This window comes from Streptomyces qinglanensis, assembly GCF_900111245.1.
Classification (GTDB): Bacteria; Actinomycetota; Actinomycetes; order Streptomycetales; family Streptomycetaceae; genus Streptomyces; species Streptomyces qinglanensis.
On record NZ_FOGO01000012.1, the window covers coordinates 196,341 to 220,870 of the forward strand.

The following is a 24,530-nucleotide window of genomic DNA, read 5'->3' on the forward strand; positions in this document are numbered from 1 at the left end:
CGGCCCGGGTGACCCCGCCCGGCCCCCCATGCCCGCGGGCTCCTGGCCCGCGGGCCCCGCCCCCGGCAGCGCCTCGCCAAGGCAGATGCCGCCCGGACGGGGCAGCATCCGGTCCGCCGGATCAGCCCCCTTCCCCGGGGGGCCAGAGGCCCTGCCCTGCGGATCAGCACCGGCCGGGGCGGCTCCCGCCCAGCAGGACGGTCACCCGCACGCCGGTCCGGGGCACGGCCCGCAGGGCCACCGCCCGGCCTGTCGGGGCAGCGGCGGCAGGCGCGTCAGCGCTCCGCGCGGGCCTTCTCGTCCGCTTCGCCGCCCGCGCCGACGAGCCCGGTGGCCACCCCGCCGCCGGACTCCAGCCGGGCGGCGACGGCCTTCATCTCGCGCTGTCCGAGGGGGCCGCCGATCAGCGGGGCGAGGTAACCGCGGATGCCCTGCATCCCGCGCAGCCACCACTGCCCGTACACATGCGGGGAGCGGCGCTCGATGCCCGCGACGAGCCGGTCGACGGCCGGGCCCAGCGGATAGGTCTTGTTGGTGGGCCACGGCAGCCGCTGCCGTACGTCGCGCATCACCTCGTCCGCGTCCGCGCCTCGCACCATGTCGGTGTCGGTCCAGCTCAGATAGCCGACGCCGACCCCCACGCCCTGGTGCCCGACTTCGGCCCGCAGGCTGTGCGCGAACGCCTCCACGCCGGACTTGGAGGCGCAGTACGCCGTCATCATCGGCGCCGGGGTGATCGCCGCGAGCGAGGCGATCTGCAGGAAGTAGCCGCGCGACTCCTGCAGTACGGGCAGGAAGGCCCGGCCGGTGACGGCGCCGCCGATGAGGTTCACCTCGATGACCCGGCGCCAGGCGACCGGGTCGGAGTCCATGAACGGACCGCCCGCCGCCACCCCGGCGTTGGCGACGGCGATGTCGACCTTCCCGAAGTGCGCCTTGACCTCGCGTGCGACCCGGGCCATCGCCTCGTGGTCGGTGACGTCGGCGTGCCAGTGCGCCGACTCGGTGTGCAGGGACGCGCTCACCCGCTCCAGTTCGGCCGGCTCCAGCCCGACGAGGGCGATCCTGGCGCCGCGTGCCGCCATCTTCCGGGCCAGCAGCGCCCCCACGCCGCGCGCCGCGCCCGTGATGACGGCGACCTGCCCCTCCAGTGCGACCCTGCTCATGCGCTCTTCTCCTTCGTCTGCGACGGCTTCGCCGTGCGCCCGGTGGTGGCGAGGTGGTCCCGGGCGAGCCCGGCCAGGACCGCGGCGACCGTCTCCGGCTCCTCCAGCGGCGTCATGTGCCCGCGCCCTTCGAGCTGGTGCACGCCTGTGCAGTCCGGCAGCAGAGCCGCCATCCGGTGGGCGTGCGGGAGCGGGGTGAGGCGGTCGTGGGTACCGACGACGACGGCGGTGGGCACGTCCAGGTGCGGGACCTTGGCCGACAGGTCGAGCCCGGCCAGCACCCCGCCCCACGCCGACCGCACCCGGGTGGGGCAGGCGTGCGCGATGCGGGCGGTCGCCTCGACGGCGTCCCGTTCGGGGCGTGGCCCGAGCGTGCCGTAGGCGAGGGCCTTGCGGGTCAGCGGGGTGACGGGACCCAGCGGCGCGGACGAGCCCAGCAGCGCGCGGTGCGCGACCGCGCGCACCCGCTCCGAGCGGAACGGCAGCACCCGGGCCTGCCCCGTCAGATGCTGCGCTCCGGTGCTGCACAGCAGCAGCGCGGCGCCGTGCTCGCGCAGCCGCTGCCGGCCCGCCGCTGCCATGATCGTCATACCGCCCATCGAGTGACCGCCGACGACGGCGCGCTCTCCCGGCTCCAGCGCCGCCTCCAGGACGGCGCACAGGTCGTCGGCGAGCATGGCGGTGCTGTACGCCATCGGGGCCGCTGGGGCCGGGCTGCGGCCGTGCCCGCGCTGGTCGTAGACCACGACGCGGTGGCCGCCGGCGGTCAGGTCCCGGATGACCGGCGCCCAGAACAGTGTCGAGCAGGTCCAGCCGTGGGCGAGGACGATCGCGGGGTCGCCGGCCCGGCCGTGCACCTCGACGGGGAACCGCACCCCGTCCCCGGAGCGTGCCGTCAGCTCGCGCGCCGGCGCGGGCGGCGCGTAGCGCCCGGTGAGTCCCTGCAGAATGCGGCTCATCGCACGTCCTCCGTGGTGTCGCGGCGGGCCGCGGCGGCACTGCCGCTCCGCGCCGCAGCGGGCATGTCCTCCGCCGCGTGGAAAGCGCCGGTGGCCGCGCCCCGGCTCGTGCTCCCCGCGAGCAGCGGCGCCTTGCGGCGGGCCGCACCTCCGCCGCCGGGGCGCAGCACTTCGTACTCCTCCAGCCACACCTCCCGGGTGGCCTTGCGGAACTCGGCCGTGGTGCCGGGCCACACGGCCACCGGGCGGCCCTGCGCGTCCAGGTACCAGCTCGTGCAGCCGGTCTCCCACACGCTGGAGGCGATGCGTTCGCGCAGCTTGGCGTTGTAGGTGTGCTGCGCGATCGGCCGGACGTCCAGTGCGGCCTTCTCGCCGCCGCCGAGGGTGTCCAGCTTCCGCACGTAGTCGACCAGGTAGTTGAGCTGCGCCTCGATGATCAGCACCATCGAGCTGGTGCCCAGGCCGGTGTTCGGCCCGATGACGAAGAGGAAGTTGGGGAAGCCGGCCACGGTCGTCCCGCGCAGCGCGTTCATCCCGTCCTCGGCCCAGGACTCGGCCAGCGTCTCGCCGTCGGCCCCCTTGACCAGGTGGGCGAGCGGCATGTCGGAGACGTGGAAGCCGCTGCAGAAGACCACGGCGTCGACCTCCACCTCACGGCCGTCCGCGGAGACCAGCGTGTTGCCGCGGACCTCCTTGAGGCCGGAGTCGACGACGTGCGTGTTGGGCTGGGCGAGCGCCGGATAGTAGTCGTCGGACAGCAGCGTGCGCTTGCAGCCGACGCGGTAGTCCGGCGACAGCTTGCGGCGCAGCTCGGGGTCCTTGACGGCGCGCTTCATGTGCAGCTTGGAGATCTTCTCCACGGCGGGCAGCAGGTTCGGGTAGTTGGCGAAAACCTGGGTCTCCAGCTCCCGTACGCCCCACAGCGCGAAGCGGCGCAGCTTCTGGGTGGCGGGGAAGCGGGCGTGCAGTCTCCGCTCGGTGGCGCTGATGCGGCGGTCGTTGCGCGGCAGCACCCAGGCCGGGGTGCGCTGGAAGACGGTCAGCTCGCCGACGACCGGCTGGATGGCGGGGATGATCTGGATCGCCGAGGCGCCGGTGCCGATCACCGCCACCCGCTTGCCCCGCAGGTCGTAGTCGTGGTCCCAGGTGGCCGAGTGGAAGACCTTCCCCTCGAAGGAGTCCAGGCCGGGGATGTCGGGCAGCTTGGGCTCGGAGAGCGGTCCGGTGGCGGAGACGACCAGGTCGGCCGTCAGCGTGCCCGCCGAGGTCTCCACCCGCCAGTGCAGCTCCTGCGCGTCCCAGCTCAGCTGCTGGACCTCGGTGTTGAAGCGGATGTGCTGGCGCAGTCCGAAGGTGTCGGCGACCTGCTCCAGGTAGGCGCGGATGTCCGGCTGGGGCGAGAAGCTGCGCGGCCAGTCGGCGTTGGGCGCGAAGGAGAAGGAGTACAGGTGCGAGGGGATGTCGCACGCGCACCCCGGATAGGTGTTGTCGTGCCAGGTGCCGCCGACGGCCTCCCGGCGCTCCAGGACGACGAAGTCCGTCATCCCCGCGCGGCGCAACCGCACGGCGGCTCCCAGGCCCCCGAACCCCGTGCCGATCACCGCCACCCGTACGTGCTCCTGCTCGTGCTCGGCCGCCATGCCGCCGCCTCCCGGATCTGTCGCGTGCTGCGTCGTGGGTGTCGCGTCCTGCCGCGCTCGCGCACTGCGGACCCCAAACCGTGCCAGTAATCACTGGCACAGTCATGAGAGTAGGGCAGTCGCATACTCATGGGTAGGGGTCGGCGCGAGGAAAGTTACCGGCGGTCGCACCGGAACGGCCGTCCCCGGCCTCTTCCCCGGCCTCTTCCCCGGTCTCTTCCCCGGTCTCTTCCCCGGTCTCCGCCGGGGAGTGTCCTCGAAGGAGCGTCAGCCGCCCGGAGAGCAGACCGGGCTCTGCGGACACGACCTAGGCTGGGGGACGTGGCGAGCGCGAACGAGCAACACACGACGGACGGAGCCGACCCACCCGCCGAGGACCCGGCCGGTGGGCCGACTGCCGGGAAGCGGGAGTTCCGCGCGCCCCAACTGGCCGAGGCCGCCGGAATCACCACCCGCACCCTGCGCTTCTACCGCGAACGCAAACTCCTGCCGCCGCCCCGCCGCGAGGGCCGCATCGCCTGGTACGACGAACACCACCTCGCGCGACTGCGCAGCATCACCGCGCTGCTGGCCCGCGGCCACACCCTCGGCGGCATCGCCGACCTCCTCGACGCCTTCGAGAAGGGCCGCGACGTCCGCACCGCCGCCGAGGTCATGGGCCTGGACAGCGCGGTGGTCACCCCCTTCTCCGAGGAGATCCCCGTCCGGCTCACCCCGGAGGAACTCGCCGACCGCTTCCAGGGCGAGGTCACCCCCGAGAACCTGGCCGACTCGCTGGACCTCGGCTACGTCGCCGTCGACGGCGACGAGTTCGTCCACACCAGCCGCCGCCTGCTGGACAGCTCCGCCGAACTGGTCGCCAAGGGCATCCCGCTGGCCGACGTGCTGGCCGCTGCCCGCGAACTGCGCACCCAGACCGACGAGATCGCCGCCACCTTCGCCCGCCTCTTCCGCTCCCACCTGCTGCCCCGGCAGCAGTCCACCGACCCGGCGGAGCTCAACGACCTGCTCACCCAGTTGGCACCGACCGCCAAACAGATCGTCGAGGCGGAACTGGGCCTGGCCCTGGACCGGCGGGTGCGCGCCGAGCTGGAGGACTGGCTAGGCACCGGACAGCCGGACGGGCAGCGCCTTGATCCCGTGGATGAAGTTGGAGACTAGCCGGCGCACCTGCCCGGCCCCCTCCCCCTGCGGCAGCAGCTCGTACGGCGGCAGCAGCTCGTACGGCGGCAGCAGCCGCGCCGCCTCCTGGTGCAGAACACGCAACTGGAGGCGCGCGAAATGGGCACCCATGCACACGTGCGGCCCCGCGCCGAACGCCACGTGCGGATTGTGCGCTCGGGCCAGATCCAGTGTGTGCGGCGCTTCGAAGACCCGCTCGTCATAGTTGGCGGACGCGTGGAAGACCACCACCTTCTCCCCCGCACCGACACGCTGCCCCGACAGTTCGAGATCCCGGGCCGCGGTGCGCCGGAAACTGAGCACCGGGGTGTGCCAGCGCAGCAGTTCCTCCACCGCAACGGCCTGCGCCTGCAACTGTCCGGCCCGCACCAGTTCCCGCAGGGTGCGCTGGGCGTGCGGATGCTGCGCCAGCGCGAGCAGCCCGCCGGGGGCCGCACTGCGCACCGTGTCGTTGCCCGCGACCGTCAGCAGGAAGAAGAACATCTCCAGTTCGGCACCCGACAACTCGTGTGCGAGCGCTGTCATGACATCGTCCGCCGGGTGCGCCCGCTTGTGGGACGCCAGCCGGCGCGCGTAGTCGAACATCTCCTGAAGCATGGCGGGCGACCGCGGATCGGCCGGACGGCCGTCCGGGCCGAGCACGGTGCGGGCCTGATCCGGATCCTGGTAGCCGATGATCCGCTCGGTCCACTCCAGCAGCAGCCCCCGGTCCCCGGCGGGCACTCCCAGCAGATCCGCGAGGTTCAGCAGCGCGAAGTCGTCGGTGACGGCAGCCACCAGATCACAGCTCCCCCGCTCCCGCAGCGGCCGCAGCGCCCCCGTCAGCAACCTGCGGGCCCGCTGCCGCACCTGGGCCTCGAACCGCTCCACTCGGCGCCGGGTGAAGGCACGGCTGACCAGGGTGCGCAGCCGGTTGTGGGCCGGCGGATCCTGGTTGAGCATCATCCGGCGGATGAACGGCAGATCCTCCGGCGCCGGATCGCGGATCTGGGTGGCGCCCTCGTACGAGGAGAAGTCGCCGGGCGAGCGGAGCACCCGCAGGACGTCCGCGTGCCGGGTCACCGCCCAGAACCCCGGCCCCGCGGGCCAGCCCAGCACCTCGTACTCCTCCTGCCAGGCCACGGGCTCGCCGTCCCGCAGCGCACGGAACGCCTCGTGCGGCAGTCCGCGCGCGTAGCGGCGCGGATCGAACACGTCCCGGTCGGGAACCGGTGCGCCGGGGTCCGGGGCATCTTCCGGGTCAGGGACCAGGGCGGGTTCCGGTTCGGCGGAGTCCGGTGCGCCGGGGTCCGGTACGGCGGGGTCCGGTACGGCGCCGCTCACACGCCCTCCCGCCCGCGCGGAGCGCGGTCCTCACCCGGACCGCCGCCCCGGCCGCCGTCTGGCCCCTCGCCGGGCTGTCCGTCCGCGCGCAGGAAGTCCTCCACGGCCCGGACGGTCTCCAGCGGGGTCTCGTCGAGCGGATAGTGACCGGCGGCGGGCAACTCCACCAGTTCGGCGGCCGTGTACCAGCGCAGCCACGTGGTGCGGACCACCTCGGCCGACAGCACCGGGTCGCCGTCCCCGACCACCAGCCGCACCGGGACCCGGCAGCCCCGCACCTCCCCGTGGAAGTCCTCCAGGGCCCAGGAGTCCAGCCAGCGGCGGAACGCGGCCGGATCGCTGCACGAGACCGAGCGCTCGACCACCAGGTCCAGCCAGGCGTCCGGGCGGCGGTTGCCCGTGGTGTAGTCGATGATCGCCCTGCGGTTGGCCGGGCGCCGCGCGGCCTCCGCGAACAGCTCCCACTGCTCCCCCCGCAGCGGCACCCCGCTCGCGGGCACCGGCGCGATCCCCACCATCCGCCGCACCCGCTCGGGCGCCGCCAGCACGACGCGCTGCATCACGGCCGCACCCATGGAGTGCCCGACGAGGGAGAACCGCTCCCAGCCGAGCGCGTCCGCCAGGGCCAGCACGTCCCGAGCGGCCTCAACCGCCGTACAGGCACCCGGAATGTCCCGCGCCTCGCCGTAGCCGCGCAGATCCGGAACGGCGTAGCTGAACGTGGCGCGGTCGAGCACGTCGAACACCGGTGCATAGGCGCGCCGGTCCGCGAACCAGCCGTGCACGGCGATCACATGGTGCGCACCGTCGCCGATCCGGGTGGCGGGCAACGGGACGGCAGCGGCAGCCGCTCCCGTCCCGTCCGTTCCCGTCCCGTCCTCGGCTCCGCACTCCGCGGCAGCGTCCATGGCGGCCTCCCCTGGGGACGGCAGGGCCCTCGCCCCACCGGCTCCACGGTGGCCCGGTCCGCACCTGCCGCACAAGACCACGGCACCGCCGTCGGACCGGCCCCGCGACGGTGTCCCGCACGCCCGCGGACGGCCGGGCAGAGGCGTGCAGCACGGTGCGGAAGCGCCCGGGCTCAGGCCCCGTAGTCGACGGTCACCGGCGCATGGTCGCTCCACCGCTCGGCGTGCGTGGCGGCACGCTCCACGTACGCCTTCACCGCCCGCTCGGCCAGACCCGGCGTGGACATGTGGTAATCGATCCGCCATCCCGTGTCGTTGTCGAAGGCGCGCCCCCGGTACGACCACCACGAGTACGGGCCCGCGACGTCCGGATGCAGCGCGCGGACGACATCCGTGCAACCGCCGTCCTCCGGGTCGAGGACGCGGGAGAGCCAGGCGCGCTCCTCGGGCAGGAACCCGGAGCTCTTCTTGTTGCCGCGCCAGTTCTTCAGGTCGGCCTCCTGGTGGGCGATGTTCCAGTCGCCGCAGACCAGCACCTCCCGTCCGGCGGCCGCCGCCCGCTCCCGCAGATCGCGCAGGTAGGGCAGGAACGCCGCCATGAAGCGCTCCTTCTCGTCCTGCCGCTCGGTGCCGACCTCCCCCGAGGGCAGATACAGGCTCGCGACGGTCAGGCCGGGCAGGTCCGCCTCCAGGTACCGGCCGGACTCCTCGAACTCGGCTGTGCCGAAGCCGACCCGCACGCTGTCGGGCTCCCGGCGGGTGAGCAGCGCCACACCGGCCCTGCCCTTCGCGGAGGACGGCGCCCAGAAGGCGTGCCACCCCTCCGGGTACCGCACCGCATCGGGCAGTTGCTCGGGCTCCGCGCGGACCTCCTGGAGGCAGATCACGTCCGCGTCGGTGGCCGCCAGCCACTCCGTGTACCCCTTCTTCGCCGCGGCCCGCAATCCGTTCACGTTGACCGTGCTCACCTTGTGCACAACTTGCTCCTCATCGGTACGCGCATCCTTCGCACCATATGCCGGAGCGGCCATCGACCGGCCGCCCCCTCGCACGTCCGTCCGCTCTACGATGCCCGCATGCAGATCGTTCCCGTCGGTTACGACCACCCGGACGCCCGGAAGCTCAGCGACCTCGTGCTCCAGGAGTACGCGCTGCGCTACGGGGACCCGGAAGGCGACGCGACGCCGCTGGACCCGTCGATGTTCCAGCCGCCGCGCGGTCTGTACCTGCTGGCCTACGACGCGCAGCAGCGGCCGGTCGCCACCGGCGCCTGGCGCGCGCGGGACGCCGCTCACGGGCCGGACGAGGAGGACGAGAACTACGCGGACGGCGACGCCGAGCTCAAGCGGATGTTCGTCGTGCCCGAGGCGCGCGGCCAGGGCCTCGCGCGCCGGATCCTGGCGCTGCTGGAGGACGACGCGCGGGAGGCGGGCCGCACCCGTGTGGTGCTGGAGACCGGACTGCAGCAGCCGGAAGCCATCGCGCTGTACACGTCATCCGGATACGTACCGGCCCCCTCGAAGTTCGGCCACTACCGGTTCCACAGGGAGAGCCGCTGCTTCGTCAAACCGCTGCGCGGAACCGACTGACCGCACCGCGGTCAGCGGGGTCGTCCGACAACCCGGTCAACAGACGGGCGCGGTTCCGTCCCCGGTCACATCCCCGAATCCCGCCCCGAACCCCGTCACGTCTCCGGACACGCCTCTGGCGAAGTCGGCGGCCTGCGCGATGCCGATCTCCTCGACCGAGACGACCCGCACCCCGGGCCCCACGGCGTCGGCCCCGCCACCGGCCAGGTGCGCGGTCAGCGCCCGGCCGGGCGGCAGCTCGATCCACCGGTCGGCGCCGGTCTCCCGCAGGGCGGCTGTGACGGCCTCGTGCCGGACCGGCAGTGCGACGGAGCGGGCCAGGTCGTCGAAGACACCGTTGGGGTCACCGTGCAGGCACACACCGCTGGTGCCGGCCACGTAGGGCAGCGTGTGCGCCCGGCGCGGCACCGTGGCCAGGTGCTGGGCCATCCGGATCCCCAGATCGTGCGGGGGCTCCTCCGCCCGCTCCAGGAGTCCGGCACGCAGCCGCACCGCCCGCAGCGCCTCGGGGAAGGTGAGCAGTCCCGCGACGACGGCCGCCGCGTACCCGCCGAGCCCGTGGCCGGCCACGGCGGCCGGGAGGACCTCCTCGTCCTCGACCAGCGCCCTGGCGCCGGCCACCCCGGCGACCAGCAGACTCACGTGCCGCGCCACCTCGGACCCGGCCAGCGCCTCGGCGGTGTCCAGCTCCGCGACCCCTCCCGGATGCCCCCACTCCGCCTCGGCCAGCACGGTCGCCGAGGCGGCCGTGTCCGGCAGCCGGTGCAGCATGCCGGCCCGCAGCGAGTCGGGGCCGGGGAAGAGGAACGCGACGCTCATGGGGCCACCCTCACCCGCGGCACCCCGCCGGTGCCAGTCACAGCACCGTACGGACCGCGCGGCGGAACGCGGCACCGGGCCCGGACGAGACCGGCCGGGGATCCGGGCCGCGGCGGCCGTCGTCGGGCCGAATCCGCAGGTCGCGCGGGTGTTGCCGGACTGGGGATGCCGGAGCCCGCGAGAGCGCGGATCGTGGGTCGTATGACGGAATACATCGTGTGCGCCGACTTCACCGACCGGGGAACCGGAGCGGCACAGCACGCGCTGGAGAAGCTGGAGCGCGCGCACAGCCAGGGCGCGCTCGACCTGCGGGAGGCCCGGGTGATCAGCCGGGACCCGGACGGGCGCGCCGAGATCGTCGGCGAGGTGGACCACATCAGCGGCGCCGCGGGGTTCGCCGTCGGCAGCCTCGTCGGTGCGCTGGTGGGTCTGGTGGGCGGGCCGCGGGGTGCCCTGCTCGGCTTCACCACCGGGGGCCTGATCGGCGGCGGCCACGACGCCCGCCGGGTCGTGGAGACGAACGAGGGGCTGGAGGAGCTCACCGCGGAGATCCCGCCCGCCAGCACGGTGGTGGTCGCCGATGTGAAGGAGACCTCCACCGGCGCCGTGAAGGAGGCGCTGGGGCCGGGCGTCAGCCACTATCTCGCGGCCGCGGTGCGGCAGGAGGTCGAGGACATCCTCTCGAAGCCCCAGTCGTGCCCCAACGCCTCTGACGCGCCCACCGGCTCCGCGACCACAGGCCACGCCACGGGACGCTTCGGCGAGGGCGAGAAGGAGCGGGCGAGCGGCCGCCAGACGCACTGGTGGCGGCGCTAGCGGAGGCCGACAGGACGACGGGCGGAGCCGGGCGAGCACGGACGGCGGGAGAACACAGGCGACGACGGCGGGAGAGGGGTGCGACGGGGGGGGTGCGGATGACGCCCGGGGCGCCGTCGGCGCGGAAGGGAAGCCGGACCCGTTGCCGGCAACTGGTACCGGTTGCCGGTCGATGCCACCGGCCCGCCGTGCGCGCAGTGTCCCCGGACGCGCCCTTGGTGCACGCTGTCCGGCGCCCGGAGCGTGCGCCTGGGAGCGCCCTGAACGCCAATGGCCGGACCACTCGGGGACATTGTTTACATGCCCCTGCCATGCCACTACGTTGACGCCCGACCACCGCCCCCGACGCTCCGCGAGTCGTGCACCCCCCACCCCGTCCCCTCGGGAAGGCAGGCACCCATGAGACCCACTCGCCACGCTCTGACCGGACTCCTCGGCGCCGCCGCGGCTGCCGCGCTGGCGCTCACCGCGCCGGTGAACGCGCAGGCGGCCCAGGCATCCCCGGCGGCCTCCCAGAGCCCGGCGCAGGCCGCCGGGAGCCCGCAGCTCCTCGCGAAGCTGACGCACTCCCAGGCCACGTCCCTCTTCCGGTCCGCCGGGATCACCTGGACGTCCAGCGGCGGCTGTTCGGACCGGAACAACCCCACCTGCACCTCCTTCCAGGGCCTCCGGTCGCAGACCGCGAACGGCGCCGTCACTCTCAAGAGGGCGTCAGGCTGTGCCGTCCGGCTGACCGGCGGCACGGAGACCGGGCACGCCTCCGGCACCTACAGCCACTGGAACGGCTACAAGCTCGACATGTCCCTCTCGAGCTGCCTGGACAGTTACATCACCGGCGCGTTCACCTCCATCGGCGGCTCCAAGTGGAAGTCGGCCTCGGGCAACATCTACTACCGCGAGGGCAACCACTGGGACGTCACCTACTACAACTGCGGCGGCTGCTGAGCGGCCTGCCCCGCGCCCTCCGGCAGCCCGGCGAGGAACTCCCGCACGTGCCCCAGCCACACCTTGCGGTCCTGCTCGCCCAGGACGTGGGCGCCGCCCGGAATCTCCACCAGGGCGGCGTCCGGGAGGGCGGCGGCGAGCCGACGGGAGCTGTCGGGGAGGACGAGGCGGTCACCTGTGGGCACCGCCACCAGAGCGGGCACCCGGATGCCCGCGAGGTCGCCGCGCACGTCGACCCTGCGCACCAGGTCGAAGTGGTCCACCGTGCCCGGCGGCAACCCCTCCCGGGTCGCCGCGACGGCCTCCTCCAGTGCCTCGGCGGTGAGTTCACTGATGTCGCCGTCCAACAGCGCGGACTGGGTGGCGATGCGCGCCACCGCGTCCCACTCCCCGGCTCGCCCCAGGCGGGTGACGAGGCCGGAGGCGAACTCCAGGAGCGGGTCGGCCACCGCGAAACCGGCGGTCAGCACGAGCCCGGTCACCCGCTCCGGGTACCGTGCCGCGGTCCGCAGGGCGACCACCGTCCCGAGGGACTCCCCCAGCACCGTGAAGCGCTCGTGCCCTCGCGAGACCGCGGCGTCCACGACGGCGTCCACCAGCGTGTCCAGTGCGAGCGGCCCCGCTGCCCGGGGCGAGCCGCCGGCACCCGGGTAGTGCGGTCCGATCAGCGTGTGGTCGGACGCCAGATCCTCCAGCACGTGTCCGAAGTTGGCCTCGATTCCTCCGCCCGCGCCATGTGCGAGCAGCAGCGCGGGACCACTGCCGCGCACGTGTACGTCCAGGGACGGGATCGCGGCCGCAGCCGCGGTGTGCTTCTCGGTCATGTTCCAGAAGCTAAACTCCGACATCAGTGTCAGAGTCAAGCCGCATCCGGAGCGGGATGCTTCCGGCGGCTCCGAGGAGGCGAACAAGCCGTGCGGATGAAGGAGATGGTGCGCCGTACCGGCGTCCACGAACGGCTGCTGCGCTACTACGAGAAGCAGGGCCTGCTGAGCCCGCAGCGGCTGCCCAGCGGCTACCGCGAGTACAGCGAGACGGATGTCGACACGGTGCGCCGGGTGCGCTGCCTGCTGACAGCGGGGCTGTCGACGTCGGCGATCGCGCAGATCCTGCCGTGCCTGCGGGACGAGGGCGATCGCCTCGTGCCGACCTGCCCCGACCTGGTGGGGCAGTTGCTCGCCCAGCGAGACCGGATGACCACGGAGATCGAGGCCCTGCACACCTCACGCGGCCTGCTCGACAACGTCCTGGACGCCACCCCCGACCACCTCAAGCAGGCCGCGGCAGCGAACGCACCCGGAGGGCCGGGAGCACCGCGGGCCGCGTAGCGGAGCCGGCCTCGCCGTACCGCGCCGCGAACGAACGGGGACACGGCGGACCGGGACACGACACGGCGGACCGATGCCACGACGGTACCGGCGGGACACGGCGGACCGAGGCGCGGTGACCGACCGTTCGACGTACCGGGGCGGAACAGTGCGGGTCCACGGTCACCCGAAGGCGGTCACCCGACCGGTCACCGGACGCCGACCGCCCCGACGGCGGTCACCCGGCGGCGGTCACCCGGCGGTGCGAACCGGCCGGTACACCGAGATGCCGAACGAGGCCGTGGCCTGCACCCGCGTCCCCAGTGCGGCGGCCCGCGCCCGCAGCTCCTCCTGCTCGACATGCCGCGCCGCCGGTCCCATGGCGGCGAGGTTCGCCACGTCCGCGGAGGAGAGCGCGAGGGGGTACTCCAGTACCTCGGCGCGCTCCCGCTCGAAGTGCCCGGACAGGGTGCGCTCCAGGCGCTCCTCCTTGTCCGGGTCGACCTCCAGCAGGCCCAGCGCGCCGCGCAGCTCCCGCAGATGCCGCTCGGTCGGCGTGACCACCAGCAGTGCGCCGTGGGACTTCAGCACCCGGCGGAACTCCGCACCGTTGCGCGGCGCGAAGACGTTCAGCACGACGTCCGCGCAGCCGTCCCGCACCGGGAACGGCCGCCAGACGTCCCAACTGGCCGCGCCGGCACGCGGGTGCGCTCGTGCGGCACGGCGCAGCGCGTAGGTCGACGCGTCCAGCGCCAGCCCCACCGCGCCGGGCAGCGCCTCCAGGACGGCGGCGAGGTAGTGCCCGGTGCCCGCACCGGCGTCCAGCACCATGCCCCCTCCGTCCTGCGCGGGGAGGCCGAGCGAAGCGGTGATCCGTGCCAGCGCTCCGGTCAGCGGCGCGTAGTGCCCCGCCTCCAGAAAGGCCGTACGGGCCAGCACCATCGACGCGTTGTCGGCGTTCGCGGCGCGCTTGGCCCCGGAGAGCAGGCTGACGTACCCCTGCCGGGCGATGTCGAAGGTGTGCCGGTCCGGGCAGCGCAGCGCTCGTTCCGCCACCTCCAGAGAGTCCCCGCAGACGGGGCACCGCACCGTTCCGGCCAGCTTCTCCCACGGGCCGCGGGGCTCCGGCCGGCGCCGCGCGGGCCGGTCGTGCGCTGGAGCGTCGTCGCGGCCGTCGTGCGCTCGCTCTTCGTGCGGGTACGCGTCTCGCGCGGCGGACGGTTCGGTCATGGGGCGGCAGCTCTCTCGGACGGCGGGTCCCCAGGCTACCGGCGTCCGGGAGCGCCGCTGCCGGCTCCTCGTCCGGCCGACGCAAGCACGCGCCCTCTGCCGCGAACGAGGGGACCACGCGCCGCACGAGGAGGTCGAAGATCAGGTGAAACGACATCCCGTACATCTCACCCTGTTCCCGGCTCCCTCCGCAGGAGTGACATACGTGCGGAAAAACGCATACTCATAAGTCTGAGTACTGCACGCAGGGGTTTCCGCCGGCTGGAGCATTCGTTGACCGGGATGTACCCGAGACGGTCACCCCGTCATCCGACCGGGGCGACGCGGCGTCGGTCACCACCAAGGGCGTCATGCGCGTGCGGGACCGGTCTCGACACAGTCGTCTGAACCTGCCCGCAGAGAAGAGAGTTCAGTCTTGACCGAGACGTCGCACTCGTACACGTCCTACGTACCCCCTGATCCGGACACCGGCTTCCCCGGGCAGAGAAAGCCGGCTGAACCGGATGTGCACCCGGCCCACACCTGGGGAGCCGCGCCGGTCAGGAACGACAACGCGGTGCGACTGGACCCGACCGACACCGGAACCCTCGGGCTGACCCGCTTCGGCTCGCCGCACCCCGAGCGCAGCGAGCGGACCGATCACCACGCGGACCTGGACGCCGAACTCGCGCGTTTCCTCGACACGGTCGAGCGGGAACGCCTCGCGGACCCCTCCGGCGCGACCACCCGGGCCCGGCACCGCAAGGAACGCCCCCTGGAGCGGGCCAAGCAGCAGCAACAGCGGGGGGAACTGAGCTGGCGGCGGATCCTGAGCGCCTTCTCGGTCACGCTGACAGCCTTGATCGTCCTCCTGGTCAGCTTCCTGGGCGCGAAGGCGTCCTACCCCTCGCTCTACGACCTCGCCCAGGAGTCGGCACCCCCGGGCGTCGCGCACGCCTGGCCGCTGCTGATCTACGCGCCCTGGGTCGCGGCCACGCTCTCGATTCTGCGCACCCGGGCCTACCGTCGCCGCACGGTGCACTCCTGGCTCGTCGTCCTCTTCTTCGCCGCGGTCGCCTCCCTGCTGTGCGTCGCCGACGCGCCGCCGACCCCGGCGGGTATCGCGGTGGCCGGCCTGCCGCCCATCACGGCGCTGCTCTGCTTCCACCAACTCGTCCGACAGCTCGACCTCCCCCCGGTCCCCACGCACCCCTCCCGGCACGCCCGCCCCGCGCGCGGCACCAATCGCCACCGCTCGGCGGGCTGACCCCACGGCCCGCCGACCGGTGGTCGTACACCGTCGACCCCGGCGGCGGACCGCCGACCCGGCCCCCGAACCGCCGCTGCGCCCACTGCGGTTCGCCTCGCACGGCCCACCGGAAGACGCCCCGTGAACCCGGACCGCCCGCCGCCCCCTGTCGACGACGTGCCTGCGGACCGGCGGGACGGCCCGCTCGCGAGCCAGGCACCTGTCCGCCCGGACACCGGCCGACGGGGCAGCTCACTTTCCGGGCGTCGAGCCACCGGTCAGCACTATCGGGACGACAGTTCCCTTAATGGTTCCCCCGTGCTACCTTCACAGGCATAACGGCACCACAGTCCCGTTATCACTCTCGCCGCTCCCGCCCCGGACGCACTCCGCCCCCGCGCCCTTCGCCGCAGCGGCCCCCTGGAAGGAAGGCACAGCCATGTCCACGACTCATGTGTCGCAATCGACCACACCGGCACCCGAAGTCCAGGTGGCGCCGGCGCCGACGGCCGCGCCCCGGCAGCTCACCGGGCGGCTGAAGGTGGTCCTGGCCGTGCTGCTGGTCGCCCAGTTCATGCTGGCCGTCGACTTCTCGATCCTGAACGTCGCGCTGCCCGCCATCGGCGACGGACTCGGCTTCCCCCTCGCCGACCTGCAGTGGGTCGCCACCTCGTTCGCACTCGCCGCCGCCGGTTTCACCCTCTTCTTCGGCCGCATCAGCGACCTGGTCGGCCGCAAGAGAATCTTCATAGCCGGCCTCGCACTGCTGGGCCTGTCCTCCCTCGTCGGCGGCCTGGCCACCAGCCCGGGAATACTCCTGGCCGCCCGCGTCGCCCAGGGCCTGGCCACGGCCGCCGCGACACCGGCGGGGCTCTCCCTGCTCACCACCGCGTTCCCCGAAGGTCCGCTGCGGCAGAAGGCGCTGGGCATCAACGGCGCCCTGATGTCCGCGGGGTTCACCACCGGCGCCGTCCTCGGCGGAGTGCTGACCGACCTGCTCTCCTGGCGCTGGGCGTTCTTCCTCAACGTCCCCGTCGCACTCGCCGTCGTCCTCGTCGCGCCCGTCGTCATCAAGGAGCCCGCACCCGCCGCCCGCCCCCGGCTCGACCTGCCCGGCGCCCTCACGGTCACCGGCGGTCTCCTCGCCCTGGTCCACGGCCTCACCCAGGCCGGTGAACACGGTTGGACCGCCCCGCACTCCGTGGTCGGCCTCGCCGTCGGCGCCGTGCTGCTGGCCGCGTTCGTCGTGATCGAGCGCAGGGTGGCCCAGCCGCTGGTCCCGCTCACGGTCCTGGGCCGCCGCAACGTCGCCTGGGGGAACGTGCTCGGGCTCCTCGCCTTCGCCACCGAGACCTCGCTGGTCTACCTGCTCACCCTCTACCTGCAGAAGACTCTCGACTTCACACCGCTCGCCGCAGGCGTCACCTTCGGCGTCCTGGGCGTCGGCACCGTCCTCGGCGGACTCGTCGCGCCGAAGGCCATCGCCCGGACCTCCACCCTGACCGCCCTGGTCGGCGGCGGCCTGCTGCAGGCGGCCGCCACCGCCGCCCTGCTGTTCCTGGGCACCACCACCGGTGCCGCACTGACCCTGCTGCTGCCCGCCACCTTCCTCGGCGGCGTCGGCAACATGCTCGTCATCGTCGGCTTCATGGTCACCGCCACCAGCGGCCTCCCCAACGCCGAACAGGGGCTGGCCACCGGACTCGCCTCGATGTCCCAGCAGGTCGGCATCACCATGGGCACGCCGATCATGTCCGCCGTCGTCACCACGGGCACCGCAGGCGCCACCACCGCTGCCGCCATCCACCACGGCGTCACCACCGCCGTCGCCGTCAACGCCGCGCTCGTCCTCCTCGGCACCGCCCTCGCCGCGGTCTTCCTCCGCACCCGCACGCCGCACGGCGGGACGAACGCCTGACCCGACCCGCTGTCCGCACCCCTGCGCAACGGCACCCACCCCGGACATCGCAACCGGCCCGGCACACCCGGACGCCGCCAGCCAGCGGCCATGAACACGCCGATCCCCCGACCCGTCGCCCCTCTGAGCCACGGCCCCGGACCGCGTCTCACCGCCGACCGATCACGTCGTCCGCCAGAACGGACGTCGCCCACGGACCCGTTCGGGCACCAACCGGGGAACCGCCCCGGAAACGCCGGAGATCCCATCCGATCGAGCAGAGCGAACGGGGTCTCGTGCGCGCCTGCAGCCGCCAGATTCCTGCAACTACCGTCGCTGCGGCACCCAAGCGATCTGTGATCACGTCGGCGGGTCGGGGGTGTAGGCGTACACGCGGACCGGATCGAGGTGCAGTTCATGGGGACCTATGCAGTCCGCCACGAGGGTGGCCAGGAGCGTCCCGCAGGCGCATGCCATGTTGCGACCTCCGGTGCCGAGCGGCCCACAGCACCCCCAGTGGACACTCGAGGCTCCGGTCGACTGGACGGTGGACACGTCATCCGGGTGAACGACGACGGAATTCCGGGGTCCCGCGGACACCGTGTCGGTCAAGTCGGACGGCATCAGGAGGGCACGGTTTCCGGAAGGCTTCGGGTGCTGGGGGTCCGGAGCCACGAAAGGAGCTCCCCAGGGCTCCGGGTCGATGGCGTAGTGGCCGCGCGGGACGGTCGAGGGCGCGAGCCAGGTCCTGCGGTCGCGGTCCCTGTCGCACACGGGAGCGTCGGGAACATCCGGAAGCTTCTGAAGGTCCGGTGTGAGCTGGGCACCGCATTTCGCGCAGTAGAAGACCGTCATGTCGGCCGTTGTATCCCACCGTCCCCGTCGGCCACGACCGCGTTTCCACCTGCTCCAGAAGCGACACCACCGAGCGACACCACCTTTCGATGGCGTACGGCGGTGCGGAGATTCCAGGCAGCTCCTCCGGCACAGCGGGACAGCGATCAGGCCGGAGGGCTGTCCGCACGCCCCGCCCGAGAAGACCCGCAAGGCGCTGTGGAAGCCCGGCAAGCACCTCGGCGGACCGGCCGACGACTCCCCGGCCAGTGATCAAGGACAGCCGACGCAGTTGCCGTCCTTCGCTGCTGTACGACGCGTCAGAGCCCCTGCCGGATGACTCCGACAGGGGCTCTGACGTGTTGTGGACCTGAGGGGATTTGAACCCCTGACCCTCTCGTTGCGAACGAGATGCGCTACCGGACTGCGCCACAGGCCCTTGCGACAGATGAAACATTAGCATCCTCGCCAGGGCGGGAGGAAATCCGTTCCCGTACCGGGCGGGAGGCGGTCAGGGCGACCGTCACTCGTTGGCGGCGCGGGGGCGCTGGTCGCCTTCGTACTGGTCGAAGAGGGGTGTGCGGTCGCGGTCTGCGGTGCCGCGGGGGTGGGCGGCGTCGCCGGTGGACCCGTCCTCGGCGGCGGGGTGCGGCTCGGCGGCGGGGACGGTGCTGGAGCGGGCCGAACTCCAGGCGTCGGGGGCCTCCAGGTCGATGCCGCGCGTCGCCCGGGGGGCGACCGGGGCGCTGACGTAGGTGGGCAGCGGTACGGGCACCGGGTCCCAGCCCTCGCCTTCGGAGGAGTCCCTGTCGCGGGCGCGCTGCTGGTCGACCCACTCGGCGTGGTCGGTCTGCTCGACCAGTGCGCGGCGCTCCGCCGCCCCCTGCTGCTCGGTCCGGGTCCGGGCTTCCGGGGGCGCGTCCGCGCGGTCCGCAGCGGCGGCTTCGGGACGTGCGCTGCTGTGCTCGTGTTCGCGCCGGGGCGCCGCAGCCGACGGAGTGCCGGCCGCACGGGAGCGGCGCTCCGTACGCGGGTGCCGGTCCTCGCCGCGGCGCCGGTCCTCGCGGCCGCTGCCGCCGGTGCCCTCCGTACGCACCGGGAGGCCCGGCTCGGTGTCGGTGTGCAGCGCCTCGGCCCGGCGCCGGTCGGACAGTCCGGCGTCGCCGTACGGCCGCTGTGCGCGCAGACTGCGCGCGGCCGCTTCGGCCCGGCGCCGGTCCATGGTGAAGGCGAAGCGGCGCCGCTCCTGGACGCGGAGGTGGACGATGTAGACGCTGAGCAGAACGGCGGGGACAGCGGGCACCCACAGCAGGGCGAGCCCGCGGACGGCCGCCACGACCGTCCCTACGGTGAACGCGAGGAAGAGCAGCATCGTCGTGCGCCGCCGCCGGGCGAGCAGCTTGGCCCGCTTGGCCTGCTTGGCCTGCTTGGCCTGCTTGGCCTGCTTGGCCTGCTTGGCCTGCTTTCCCTCCCCCTGCGCGGTCCGGGAGTCGGCGGCCTGCGGGCGCGCCGCCCCCGCCCGCGCGGCCGCGCTCGTGCGGGCTCCGTCCGGACCGGACCGGTCGGAGCCCTGCTGGTCGTACCGGGGCTCCCCGGAGTGCTCCGGGGAATGGCCTTCCACCTGCGCCGGACCCGTCCCGGGCCCGGCTGCCCCGGCGACGCCCTGCGGAGCGTCGTGGCCAGCGTGCGCGGCGGCACCCGGACGACTGCTCCGGCTACCGGGGCGGACCGTTCCCACCGTTCCGACGGGACGGCCCTCCGCACGGTGAGCGTGCACCTCGGTCAGCGCCTCAGCCCCGGGGGCGCCGACCATGGTCTTGGGATCGGCGAAGGCCCGGACGTCCACCGCCTGCTCGGTGGCGGCATCCGGGTCGCTCCGGTACGCGTCACCGTCGGAGCCGTACGCGGCGGAGGGGCCGGGCTCGTGCTCGGCGCCGGCTCTCCGTGCGTACGGGTCGTCGGCCGCCCACCCCTCGCGGACACGGCGCCGTTCCGCCTCTCTGGCGTAGCGGCGCTCCATGCCGGCCTTGCCGGACAGCAGCCGGATGGCGGTGCTGAAGCGTTCCGTCGGACGAGCTTCGTTCAGCTCGTCCTGGCGACGAAGCCACATCGGCACCAAGTAGGCGGCCCAGGCCCCGACGATGACTGCGTAGATGAGGCCACTGCTGCTCACCCTCACACGGTAGAGGGGATTACGTGAGCCCATCTGCCAAACAGCCCGGCGTGTTGCACGATCTGGCCGATCCGTCGAACTTTTTTTGCGACCGATGGCCCGTGGCTATGCAGAATCAGCCGACAATTGGCCGGAACGAGCGGGCGCGGGAAACCCGGCACGTCGACCGACCCCACAAATCGAACGTTTATTTTATTTCGGTGGAGTGGCCGGGTCTGGACCGGTGCCAGCGGGTCAGCAGGCCCTCCGGGACCTCCTCCACGGTCAGGGCGAACACCAGGTGGTCGCGCCAGGCACCGTCGATGTGCAGATACCGCGGCCGGATTCCTTCCTCCCGGAAGCCGAGCTTTTCCACCACGCGACGGCTGGGGAGGTTCTCCGGGCGGATGCAGACTTCGACACGGTGCAATCCGACGGTGCGGAAGCAGTGGTCCACGGCCAGCGCCACTGCCGTGGGCATGACGCCCCGTCCCGCCACCGCGCGGTCCACCCAATAGCCGATATGGCCGGAGCACATGGAACCCCAGGTGATGCCCGCGACGGTCAACTGTCCGGCGAGTCTTCCCTCGTGCTCCACCACGAACGGCAGCATCCGGCCGGACTGCGCCTCCGTACGCAGATGCCGCACCATCTGGCGGAAAGTGGGGCGGCGCGGCGGCAGATGGCCGGGCGGCGCGGGCGGGATCGTGGCCTCCCAGGGACGCAGCCAGTCGCGGTTGCGCTGGTTGACCTCCCGCCAGGCGCGCTGGTCGCGCAACTTTATGGGGCGGAGGGTCGTGGGACCGTCCGCCAACTCGACCGGCCATGGGGCGTTCAGCGGGGGTCGTCCCCTCTGTGCCCGCCGGACCGCTGCGGGACGCCGGGCCCGGTGTGACGGTCCGGCCCACCGGAATGGTCCGGCCCACCAGGACGGTCCGGCCCACCGGATTGGTCCGGCTCGGCGGGACGGTCCGGCTCGGCGGGACGGTCCGGCTCGGCGGGATGGTCGCCGCCGTGGATCTGGTCGACGGCGTGCGGCAGCAGCCGGGCCAGGACGGCCATCCCGTCCTTGACGCCGCCCGTGGACCCCGGAAGGTTGACGACGAGGGTGCGGTCGGCCACTCCCGCGACACCGCGGGAGAGCGCCGCCGTGGGCACCTTCGCCGCTCCCTCCGCACGAATGGCCTCGGGGATACCGGGGATCTCGCGCTCCAGGACGGAACGCGTCACCTCAGGAGTCCGGTCGGTCGGCGAGATGCCGGTTCCGCCGGTCGTCAGGACGACGGCGTAGCCCGCTGCCACCGCCTCCCGGAGCACCTCGCGGACGGGCTCGCCGTCCGGTACCACCCGCGGCCCGTCCACGGCGAACCCCAGGGCTTCCAGGCCCGCCACGAGCAGCGGTCCGCCCCGGTCCTCGTAGACGCCTGCCGAGGCGCGATTGGAGGCCGTCACCGCCAAGGCGCGGTACGGCCGCACAGGGGTGGAAGCGCCTGCAGCGGAACCGTGCGAAGCTCGGTGGCCGTGCGGAGCGGCCTCGTCTCCGTGGCGGTGCGCGGCGGCTTCCGCCCCGTGGCCGTGCGGGGCCGACCCGGTCTCGCAGTGCTCGGAACCGCTCATGCGCCCTCCTCGCCGGCCTCGGCGCGCGGCTGCCGCACCCAGTCCCCCGACGCTCCGCCCGCCTTCTCCTCCACTCTGACGTCCGTGACGACCGCGGACTTGTCCACAGCCTTCACCATGTCCACGACCGTCAGGGCGGCGACCGTGACCGCTGTGAGCGCTTCCATCTCGACACCGGTGCGGTCCGTGGTCCGCACCCTCGCCGCGATCTCCACGGCGTCGTCGGCGACCGACAGGTCGACCTCGACCCCGGAGACGGCGAGCGGGTGGCACAGGGGGATGAGTTCCGGGGTCTTCTTGGCCCCCATGATCCCGGCGATGCGGGCGGTCGCCAGAGCGTCGCCCTTGGGCACGCCCTCGCCCCGCAGCAGGGCGACCACCCGGGGTGCGACGAGCACCCGCCCGGTGGCACGGGCCGAGCGCGCGGTGACGTCCTTCTCGGACACGTCGACCATCCGCGCGGCTCCGGACGCGTCGACGTGGGTGAGGTGCTGCTGAGGGCTGGTCATGGTTCTCCCGGTCCTGTGCTGTGCCCGGACACGGTACCGGCAGCGGCCGGTGCGCGGTCTGCCGCGTCGGGCCGCGGTCAGTCCAGGGGAACGACGGTCACTTCGTCACCGGGGGCGACTCGACCGGTCTCCTCCGGGATGTCGATCAGCGCGTTGGCGTGTGCAAGGGCGGCGATCAGATGGGAGCCGGGCCCTCCGACCGCGCGGACCGTGCCCGCCCCGTCCTGGTCGGCGGACGGGGTCAGGTCGCCGCGGAGGAACTGCCGCTTCCCCTCCGGCGAGGTCAGCGCGGTGTCCCCGGCCAGCCGGGCGCGCACGGTGCGGCGCCGGACGGGCTTCTGACCCATCAGGTGACGCAGCGCCGGGCGGACGAACAACTCGAAGGAGACATAGGCGCTCACCGGGTTGCCGGGCAGCGTGAGGATGGGTGTGCGGTCGGGCCCGATCAGGCCGAACCCCTGGGGCTTGCCCGGCTGCATCGCCAGCCTGCGGAACTCCACCGTGTCGCGGGCCGGATCGTCCGTGCCGTCCTCCTCCTCGCCGCCGCGGAAGGCGTCCACCCGGGAGAGCGCCTCCTTGACGACGTCGTAGGCGCCGACGCTCACCCCGCCGCTGGTGACGACGAGGTCGGCCCGGATGAGCTGGTCCTCGACGGTGGCGCGCAGCGTCTCGGCGTCGTCGGCCACCGCACCGACCCGGTAGGGGATGGCTCCGGCCGCGCGTGCGGCGGCGGTCAGCACGAAGCTGTTGGCGTCGTGGATCTGCCCGGGGCCCAACGCTTCCCCCGGTGCGACGAGTTCGCTTCCGGTGGAGAGGACCACCACCCGGGGGCGCGGGCGCACCACCACCGAGCCGCGCCCGACGGCCGCCAGCAGACCCACCTGCGCGGGCCCGAGGACGGTGCCGGCCCGGAGTGCGACTGTGCCCGCCTCGACATCGCTGCCCTTGGCCCGTACGTGCTGACGGGCGACGACCGGACGGTGCACCCGCACCTGGCCCGAGGCGCCCTCCGGTGCGGCGCTGTGCGCGGCCATCGCGTCCGCGGGGCCGCCGCCCGTACCGCCGTCGGTCCACTCGACCGGGACGACGGCCTCCGCGCCGGGCGGCAGCGGCGCACCGGTCATGATGCGGGCCGCCTCACCGGAGACGACGACGGGCAGTCCGGAGCTCCCGGCGGCGATGTCGCCGACCACGCTGAGCACCGCGGGGAACTCCTCGCTGGCACCCCGGACATCGGCGGTCCGTACGGCGTAGCCGTCCATGGAGCTGTTGTCGAACGGCGGGAGCGCGGCGGGGACGACGACATCGTCGACCAGGACGCAGCCCTGCGCGTCGAGCAGGTTCAACTCGATGGGGTCCAGCGGGCGGACGCTGCGGAGGATGTCCTCCAGGTGCTCCTCGACCGACCAGGTCTTGCTCACGACTTACATCTCCTCGGTGACGTAACCACGCAGCCACTCCCGGAACTCCGGGCCCAGGTCCTCACGTTCGCATGCGAGCCTGACAATGGCACGCAGGTAGTCCGCCCGGTCCCCGGTGTCGTAGCGGCGCCCGTCGAAGACGACGCCGTGCACCGGGCCGCCCACGGACTCGTCGCTGGAGAGCGTCTGCAGCGCGTCGGTGAGCTGGATCTCGCCGCCTCTGCCGGGCTCGGTCTTGCCGAGCACCTCGAAGACGGCCGGGTCCAGCACATAGCGGCCGATGATGGCCAGGTTGCTGGGCGCCTCCTGCACCGCGGGCTTCTCCACCAGGTCCGAGACCCGCACCACGTCGGTGTCGGAGGTGGCGGTGGCCGCAGCGGCGCCGTACAGGTGGATGCTGCCGGGGTCGACCTCCATGAGCGCCACGACGCTGCCGCCGCGCTCCTCCTGCACCTCGATCATGCGCGCGAGCAGGGGGTCGCGCGGGTCGATCAGGTCGTCACCGAGGAGGACGGCGAAGGGCTGCTCCCCCACGTGCGGCGCTGCGCACAGGATGGCGTGCCCCAGTCCGCGCGGGTCGCCCTGGCGCACGTAGTGCATGGTGGCCAGGTCGCTGGACTCCTGCACCCGGGCGAGCTTCCCGTCGTCGCCCTTGTCCCGCAGGACCTGCTCCAGTTCGTAATTGCGGTCGAAGTGGTCCTCCAGGGGACGCTTGTTGCGTCCGGTGACCATGAGCACGTCCGAGAGACCGGCGGTGACGGCCTCCTCGACCACATACTGGATCGCAGGCTTGTCGACGACCGGGAGCATCTCCTTGGGTGTGGCCTTTGTCGCAGGCAGGAAGCGCGTGCCCAGGCCGGCGGCGGGGATGACTGCCTTGGTGATCCGGGAGCGGGGAGTAGTCATGTCCCGCACCATAACCGGTCACTTGATGGGAAAGATAAGCGTCCACGGCGTTTATCGCGTTTGTTGGGTTTGTTGCGTTTCA

General features: G+C 73.1%; 22 protein-coding genes and 1 tRNA gene. 7 read left to right on the plus strand and 16 right to left on the minus strand.

The genetic code is table 11. The features are described from left to right. Positions 1 to 275: 275 nt before the first annotated feature. Genes BMX65_RS23670 through BMX65_RS23680 form a run of 3 tightly spaced genes read right to left on the minus strand, consistent with a single transcriptional unit; the run spans position 276 to position 3,765 of the window. A complete protein-coding gene (locus BMX65_RS23670) occupies positions 276 to 1,166 on the minus strand; it encodes an SDR family oxidoreductase (RefSeq protein ID WP_075002366.1) in 891 nt (296 codons plus the stop codon). Beyond that, a complete protein-coding gene (locus tag BMX65_RS23675; protein WP_075002367.1) occupies positions 1,163 to 2,125 on the minus strand; it encodes an alpha/beta fold hydrolase in 963 nt (320 codons plus the stop codon). The genes BMX65_RS23670 and BMX65_RS23675 overlap by 4 nt, the downstream gene beginning before the upstream one ends. Further along, on the minus strand, positions 2,122 to 3,765 hold the full coding sequence (locus tag BMX65_RS23680) for a flavin-containing monooxygenase (RefSeq protein ID WP_075002368.1): 1,644 nt from the start codon (positions 3,763 to 3,765) through the stop codon (positions 2,122 to 2,124). The genes BMX65_RS23675 and BMX65_RS23680 overlap by 4 nt, the downstream gene beginning before the upstream one ends. 321 nt (positions 3,766 to 4,086) lie before the next feature. Here BMX65_RS23680 and BMX65_RS23685 point away from each other — a divergent pair, with 321 nt between their 5' ends. After that, positions 4,087 to 4,926: a MerR family transcriptional regulator gene (locus BMX65_RS23685; protein ID WP_177214336.1), complete on the plus strand. Its 840-nt coding sequence runs from the start codon at positions 4,087 to 4,089 to the stop codon at positions 4,924 to 4,926. Here the strand turns inward: BMX65_RS23685 and BMX65_RS23690 are convergent. From BMX65_RS23690 to BMX65_RS23700, 3 genes are all read right to left on the minus strand, one after another. Further along, positions 4,867 to 6,141, minus strand: coding sequence for a cytochrome P450 (locus BMX65_RS23690; protein WP_075002423.1), 1,275 nt, complete (start codon positions 6,139 to 6,141; stop codon positions 4,867 to 4,869). The genes BMX65_RS23685 and BMX65_RS23690 overlap by 60 nt on opposite strands. 125 nt (positions 6,142 to 6,266) lie before the next feature. Next, on the minus strand, positions 6,267 to 7,178 hold the full coding sequence (locus BMX65_RS23695) for an alpha/beta fold hydrolase (protein WP_075002369.1): 912 nt from the start codon (positions 7,176 to 7,178) through the stop codon (positions 6,267 to 6,269). Positions 7,179 to 7,351: 173 nt separating this feature from the next. Continuing rightward, entirely contained in the window at positions 7,352 to 8,155 is an 804-nt protein-coding gene (locus tag BMX65_RS23700) for an exodeoxyribonuclease III (RefSeq protein WP_075002370.1), read from the minus strand. A 99-nt stretch (positions 8,156 to 8,254) separates the two neighbouring features. Here BMX65_RS23700 and BMX65_RS23705 point away from each other — a divergent pair, with 99 nt between their 5' ends. Further along, the gene (locus tag BMX65_RS23705) at positions 8,255 to 8,767 is read left to right on the plus strand and encodes a GNAT family N-acetyltransferase (RefSeq protein ID WP_075002371.1); all 513 of its coding nucleotides are present in this window, start codon (positions 8,255 to 8,257) and stop codon (positions 8,765 to 8,767) included. 36 nt (positions 8,768 to 8,803) lie between these two features. Here the strand turns inward: BMX65_RS23705 and BMX65_RS23710 are convergent, their stop codons facing one another. Then, positions 8,804 to 9,586 (minus strand): acyltransferase domain-containing protein, encoded by a 783-nt coding sequence (locus tag BMX65_RS23710; protein WP_075002372.1) that lies wholly within the window; start codon positions 9,584 to 9,586, stop codon positions 8,804 to 8,806. Between the two features lie 201 nt (positions 9,587 to 9,787). On the opposite strand from BMX65_RS23710, the gene BMX65_RS23715 reads away from it, so the two are divergent. Next, the gene (locus BMX65_RS23715) at positions 9,788 to 10,402 is read left to right on the plus strand and encodes a DUF1269 domain-containing protein (RefSeq protein ID WP_075002373.1); all 615 of its coding nucleotides are present in this window, start codon (positions 9,788 to 9,790) and stop codon (positions 10,400 to 10,402) included. A gap of 399 nt (positions 10,403 to 10,801) precedes the next feature. Then, on the plus strand, positions 10,802 to 11,347 hold the full coding sequence (locus BMX65_RS23720) for a hypothetical protein (protein ID WP_075002374.1): 546 nt from the start codon (positions 10,802 to 10,804) through the stop codon (positions 11,345 to 11,347). On the opposite strand, the gene BMX65_RS23725 is transcribed toward BMX65_RS23720, so the two are convergent. Next, positions 11,326 to 12,171 carry an alpha/beta fold hydrolase gene (locus BMX65_RS23725; RefSeq protein ID WP_075002375.1) on the minus strand — a complete coding sequence of 282 codons (846 nt, stop codon included), beginning with the start codon at positions 12,169 to 12,171 and terminating at the stop codon, positions 11,326 to 11,328. The genes BMX65_RS23720 and BMX65_RS23725 overlap by 22 nt on opposite strands. 96 nt (positions 12,172 to 12,267) lie before the next feature. Between BMX65_RS23725 and BMX65_RS23730 the strand changes: the two genes are divergently transcribed. Then, entirely contained in the window at positions 12,268 to 12,675 is a 408-nt protein-coding gene (locus BMX65_RS23730; RefSeq protein ID WP_398761065.1) for a MerR family transcriptional regulator, read from the plus strand. A gap of 231 nt (positions 12,676 to 12,906) precedes the next feature. Here BMX65_RS23730 and BMX65_RS23735 read toward each other — a convergent pair whose 3' ends face one another. After that, a complete protein-coding gene (locus tag BMX65_RS23735; protein ID WP_204357586.1) occupies positions 12,907 to 13,884 on the minus strand; it encodes a putative RNA methyltransferase in 978 nt (325 codons plus the stop codon). Positions 13,885 to 14,299: 415 nt separating this feature from the next. Here BMX65_RS23735 and BMX65_RS23740 point away from each other — a divergent pair, with 415 nt between their 5' ends. Beyond that, a complete protein-coding gene (locus tag BMX65_RS23740; RefSeq protein WP_239502204.1) occupies positions 14,300 to 15,130 on the plus strand; it encodes a DUF2637 domain-containing protein in 831 nt (276 codons plus the stop codon). A gap of 421 nt (positions 15,131 to 15,551) precedes the next feature. Next, positions 15,552 to 17,030, plus strand: coding sequence for an MFS transporter (locus tag BMX65_RS23745; protein ID WP_239502205.1), 1,479 nt, complete (start codon positions 15,552 to 15,554; stop codon positions 17,028 to 17,030). Between the two features lie 1,178 nt (positions 17,031 to 18,208). On the opposite strand, the gene BMX65_RS23755 is transcribed toward BMX65_RS23745, so the two are convergent. The 7 genes from BMX65_RS23755 to galU all read right to left on the minus strand — a co-directional run bounded on the left by BMX65_RS23755 (position 18,209) and on the right by galU (position 24,448). Then, positions 18,209 to 18,282, minus strand: a tRNA-Ala gene (locus BMX65_RS23755). An 84-nt stretch (positions 18,283 to 18,366) separates the two neighbouring features. After that, positions 18,367 to 20,016: a gephyrin-like molybdotransferase receptor GlpR gene (locus BMX65_RS23760; RefSeq protein WP_075002379.1), complete on the minus strand. Its 1,650-nt coding sequence runs from the start codon at positions 20,014 to 20,016 to the stop codon at positions 18,367 to 18,369. Between the two features lie 187 nt (positions 20,017 to 20,203). After that, positions 20,204 to 20,833 (minus strand): GNAT family N-acetyltransferase, encoded by a 630-nt coding sequence (locus tag BMX65_RS23765; RefSeq protein ID WP_075002380.1) that lies wholly within the window; start codon positions 20,831 to 20,833, stop codon positions 20,204 to 20,206. Next, complete coding sequence (locus BMX65_RS23770) at positions 20,830 to 21,612, minus strand: MogA/MoaB family molybdenum cofactor biosynthesis protein (protein WP_079172046.1); 783 nt, start codon at positions 21,610 to 21,612, stop codon at positions 20,830 to 20,832. The genes BMX65_RS23765 and BMX65_RS23770 overlap by 4 nt, the downstream gene beginning before the upstream one ends. Beyond that, positions 21,609 to 22,121 carry a cyclic pyranopterin monophosphate synthase MoaC gene (moaC, locus tag BMX65_RS23775; protein WP_075002381.1) on the minus strand — a complete coding sequence of 171 codons (513 nt, stop codon included), beginning with the start codon at positions 22,119 to 22,121 and terminating at the stop codon, positions 21,609 to 21,611. The genes BMX65_RS23770 and moaC overlap by 4 nt, the downstream gene beginning before the upstream one ends. Before the next feature lie 77 nt (positions 22,122 to 22,198). Beyond that, the gene (gene glp / locus BMX65_RS23780; protein ID WP_075002382.1) at positions 22,199 to 23,542 is read right to left on the minus strand and encodes a molybdotransferase-like divisome protein Glp; all 1,344 of its coding nucleotides are present in this window, start codon (positions 23,540 to 23,542) and stop codon (positions 22,199 to 22,201) included. A gap of 3 nt (positions 23,543 to 23,545) precedes the next feature. Continuing rightward, positions 23,546 to 24,448 (minus strand): UTP--glucose-1-phosphate uridylyltransferase GalU, encoded by a 903-nt coding sequence (gene galU / locus BMX65_RS23785; RefSeq protein ID WP_075002427.1) that lies wholly within the window; start codon positions 24,446 to 24,448, stop codon positions 23,546 to 23,548. Positions 24,449 to 24,530 lie beyond the last annotated feature (82 nt).

What these genes read in the sequence shown, in the direction of transcription:
- galU (WP_075002427.1), bottom strand. Translation starts at nt 24,448, where the DNA reads ATGACTACTCCCCGCTCCCGGATCACCAAGGCAGTCATCCCCGCCGCC.
- moaC (WP_075002381.1), bottom strand. Translation starts at nt 22,121, where the DNA reads ATGACCAGCCCTCAGCAGCACCTCACCCACGTCGACGCGTCCGGAGCC.
- BMX65_RS23715 (WP_075002373.1), top strand. Translation starts at nt 9,788, where the DNA reads ATGACGGAATACATCGTGTGCGCCGACTTCACCGACCGGGGAACCGGA.
- BMX65_RS23735 (WP_204357586.1), bottom strand. Translation starts at nt 13,884, where the DNA reads ATGACCGAACCGTCCGCCGCGCGAGACGCGTACCCGCACGAAGAGCGA.
- BMX65_RS23725 (WP_075002375.1), bottom strand. Translation starts at nt 12,171, where the DNA reads ATGACCGAGAAGCACACCGCGGCTGCGGCCGCGATCCCGTCCCTGGAC.
- BMX65_RS23675 (WP_075002367.1), bottom strand. Translation starts at nt 2,125, where the DNA reads ATGAGCCGCATTCTGCAGGGACTCACCGGGCGCTACGCGCCGCCCGCG.
- BMX65_RS23720 (WP_075002374.1), top strand. Translation starts at nt 10,802, where the DNA reads ATGAGACCCACTCGCCACGCTCTGACCGGACTCCTCGGCGCCGCCGCG.
- BMX65_RS23705 (WP_075002371.1), top strand. Translation starts at nt 8,255, where the DNA reads ATGCAGATCGTTCCCGTCGGTTACGACCACCCGGACGCCCGGAAGCTC.
- BMX65_RS23745 (WP_239502205.1), top strand. Translation starts at nt 15,552, where the DNA reads ATGTCCACGACTCATGTGTCGCAATCGACCACACCGGCACCCGAAGTC.
- BMX65_RS23730 (WP_398761065.1), top strand. Translation starts at nt 12,268, where the DNA reads ATGAAGGAGATGGTGCGCCGTACCGGCGTCCACGAACGGCTGCTGCGC.
- BMX65_RS23770 (WP_079172046.1), bottom strand. Translation starts at nt 21,612, where the DNA reads ATGAGCGGTTCCGAGCACTGCGAGACCGGGTCGGCCCCGCACGGCCAC.
- BMX65_RS23695 (WP_075002369.1), bottom strand. Translation starts at nt 7,178, where the DNA reads ATGGACGCTGCCGCGGAGTGCGGAGCCGAGGACGGGACGGGAACGGAC.
- BMX65_RS23710 (WP_075002372.1), bottom strand. Translation starts at nt 9,586, where the DNA reads ATGAGCGTCGCGTTCCTCTTCCCCGGCCCCGACTCGCTGCGGGCCGGC.
- BMX65_RS23680 (WP_075002368.1), bottom strand. Translation starts at nt 3,765, where the DNA reads ATGGCGGCCGAGCACGAGCAGGAGCACGTACGGGTGGCGGTGATCGGC.
- BMX65_RS23670 (WP_075002366.1), bottom strand. Translation starts at nt 1,166, where the DNA reads ATGAGCAGGGTCGCACTGGAGGGGCAGGTCGCCGTCATCACGGGCGCG.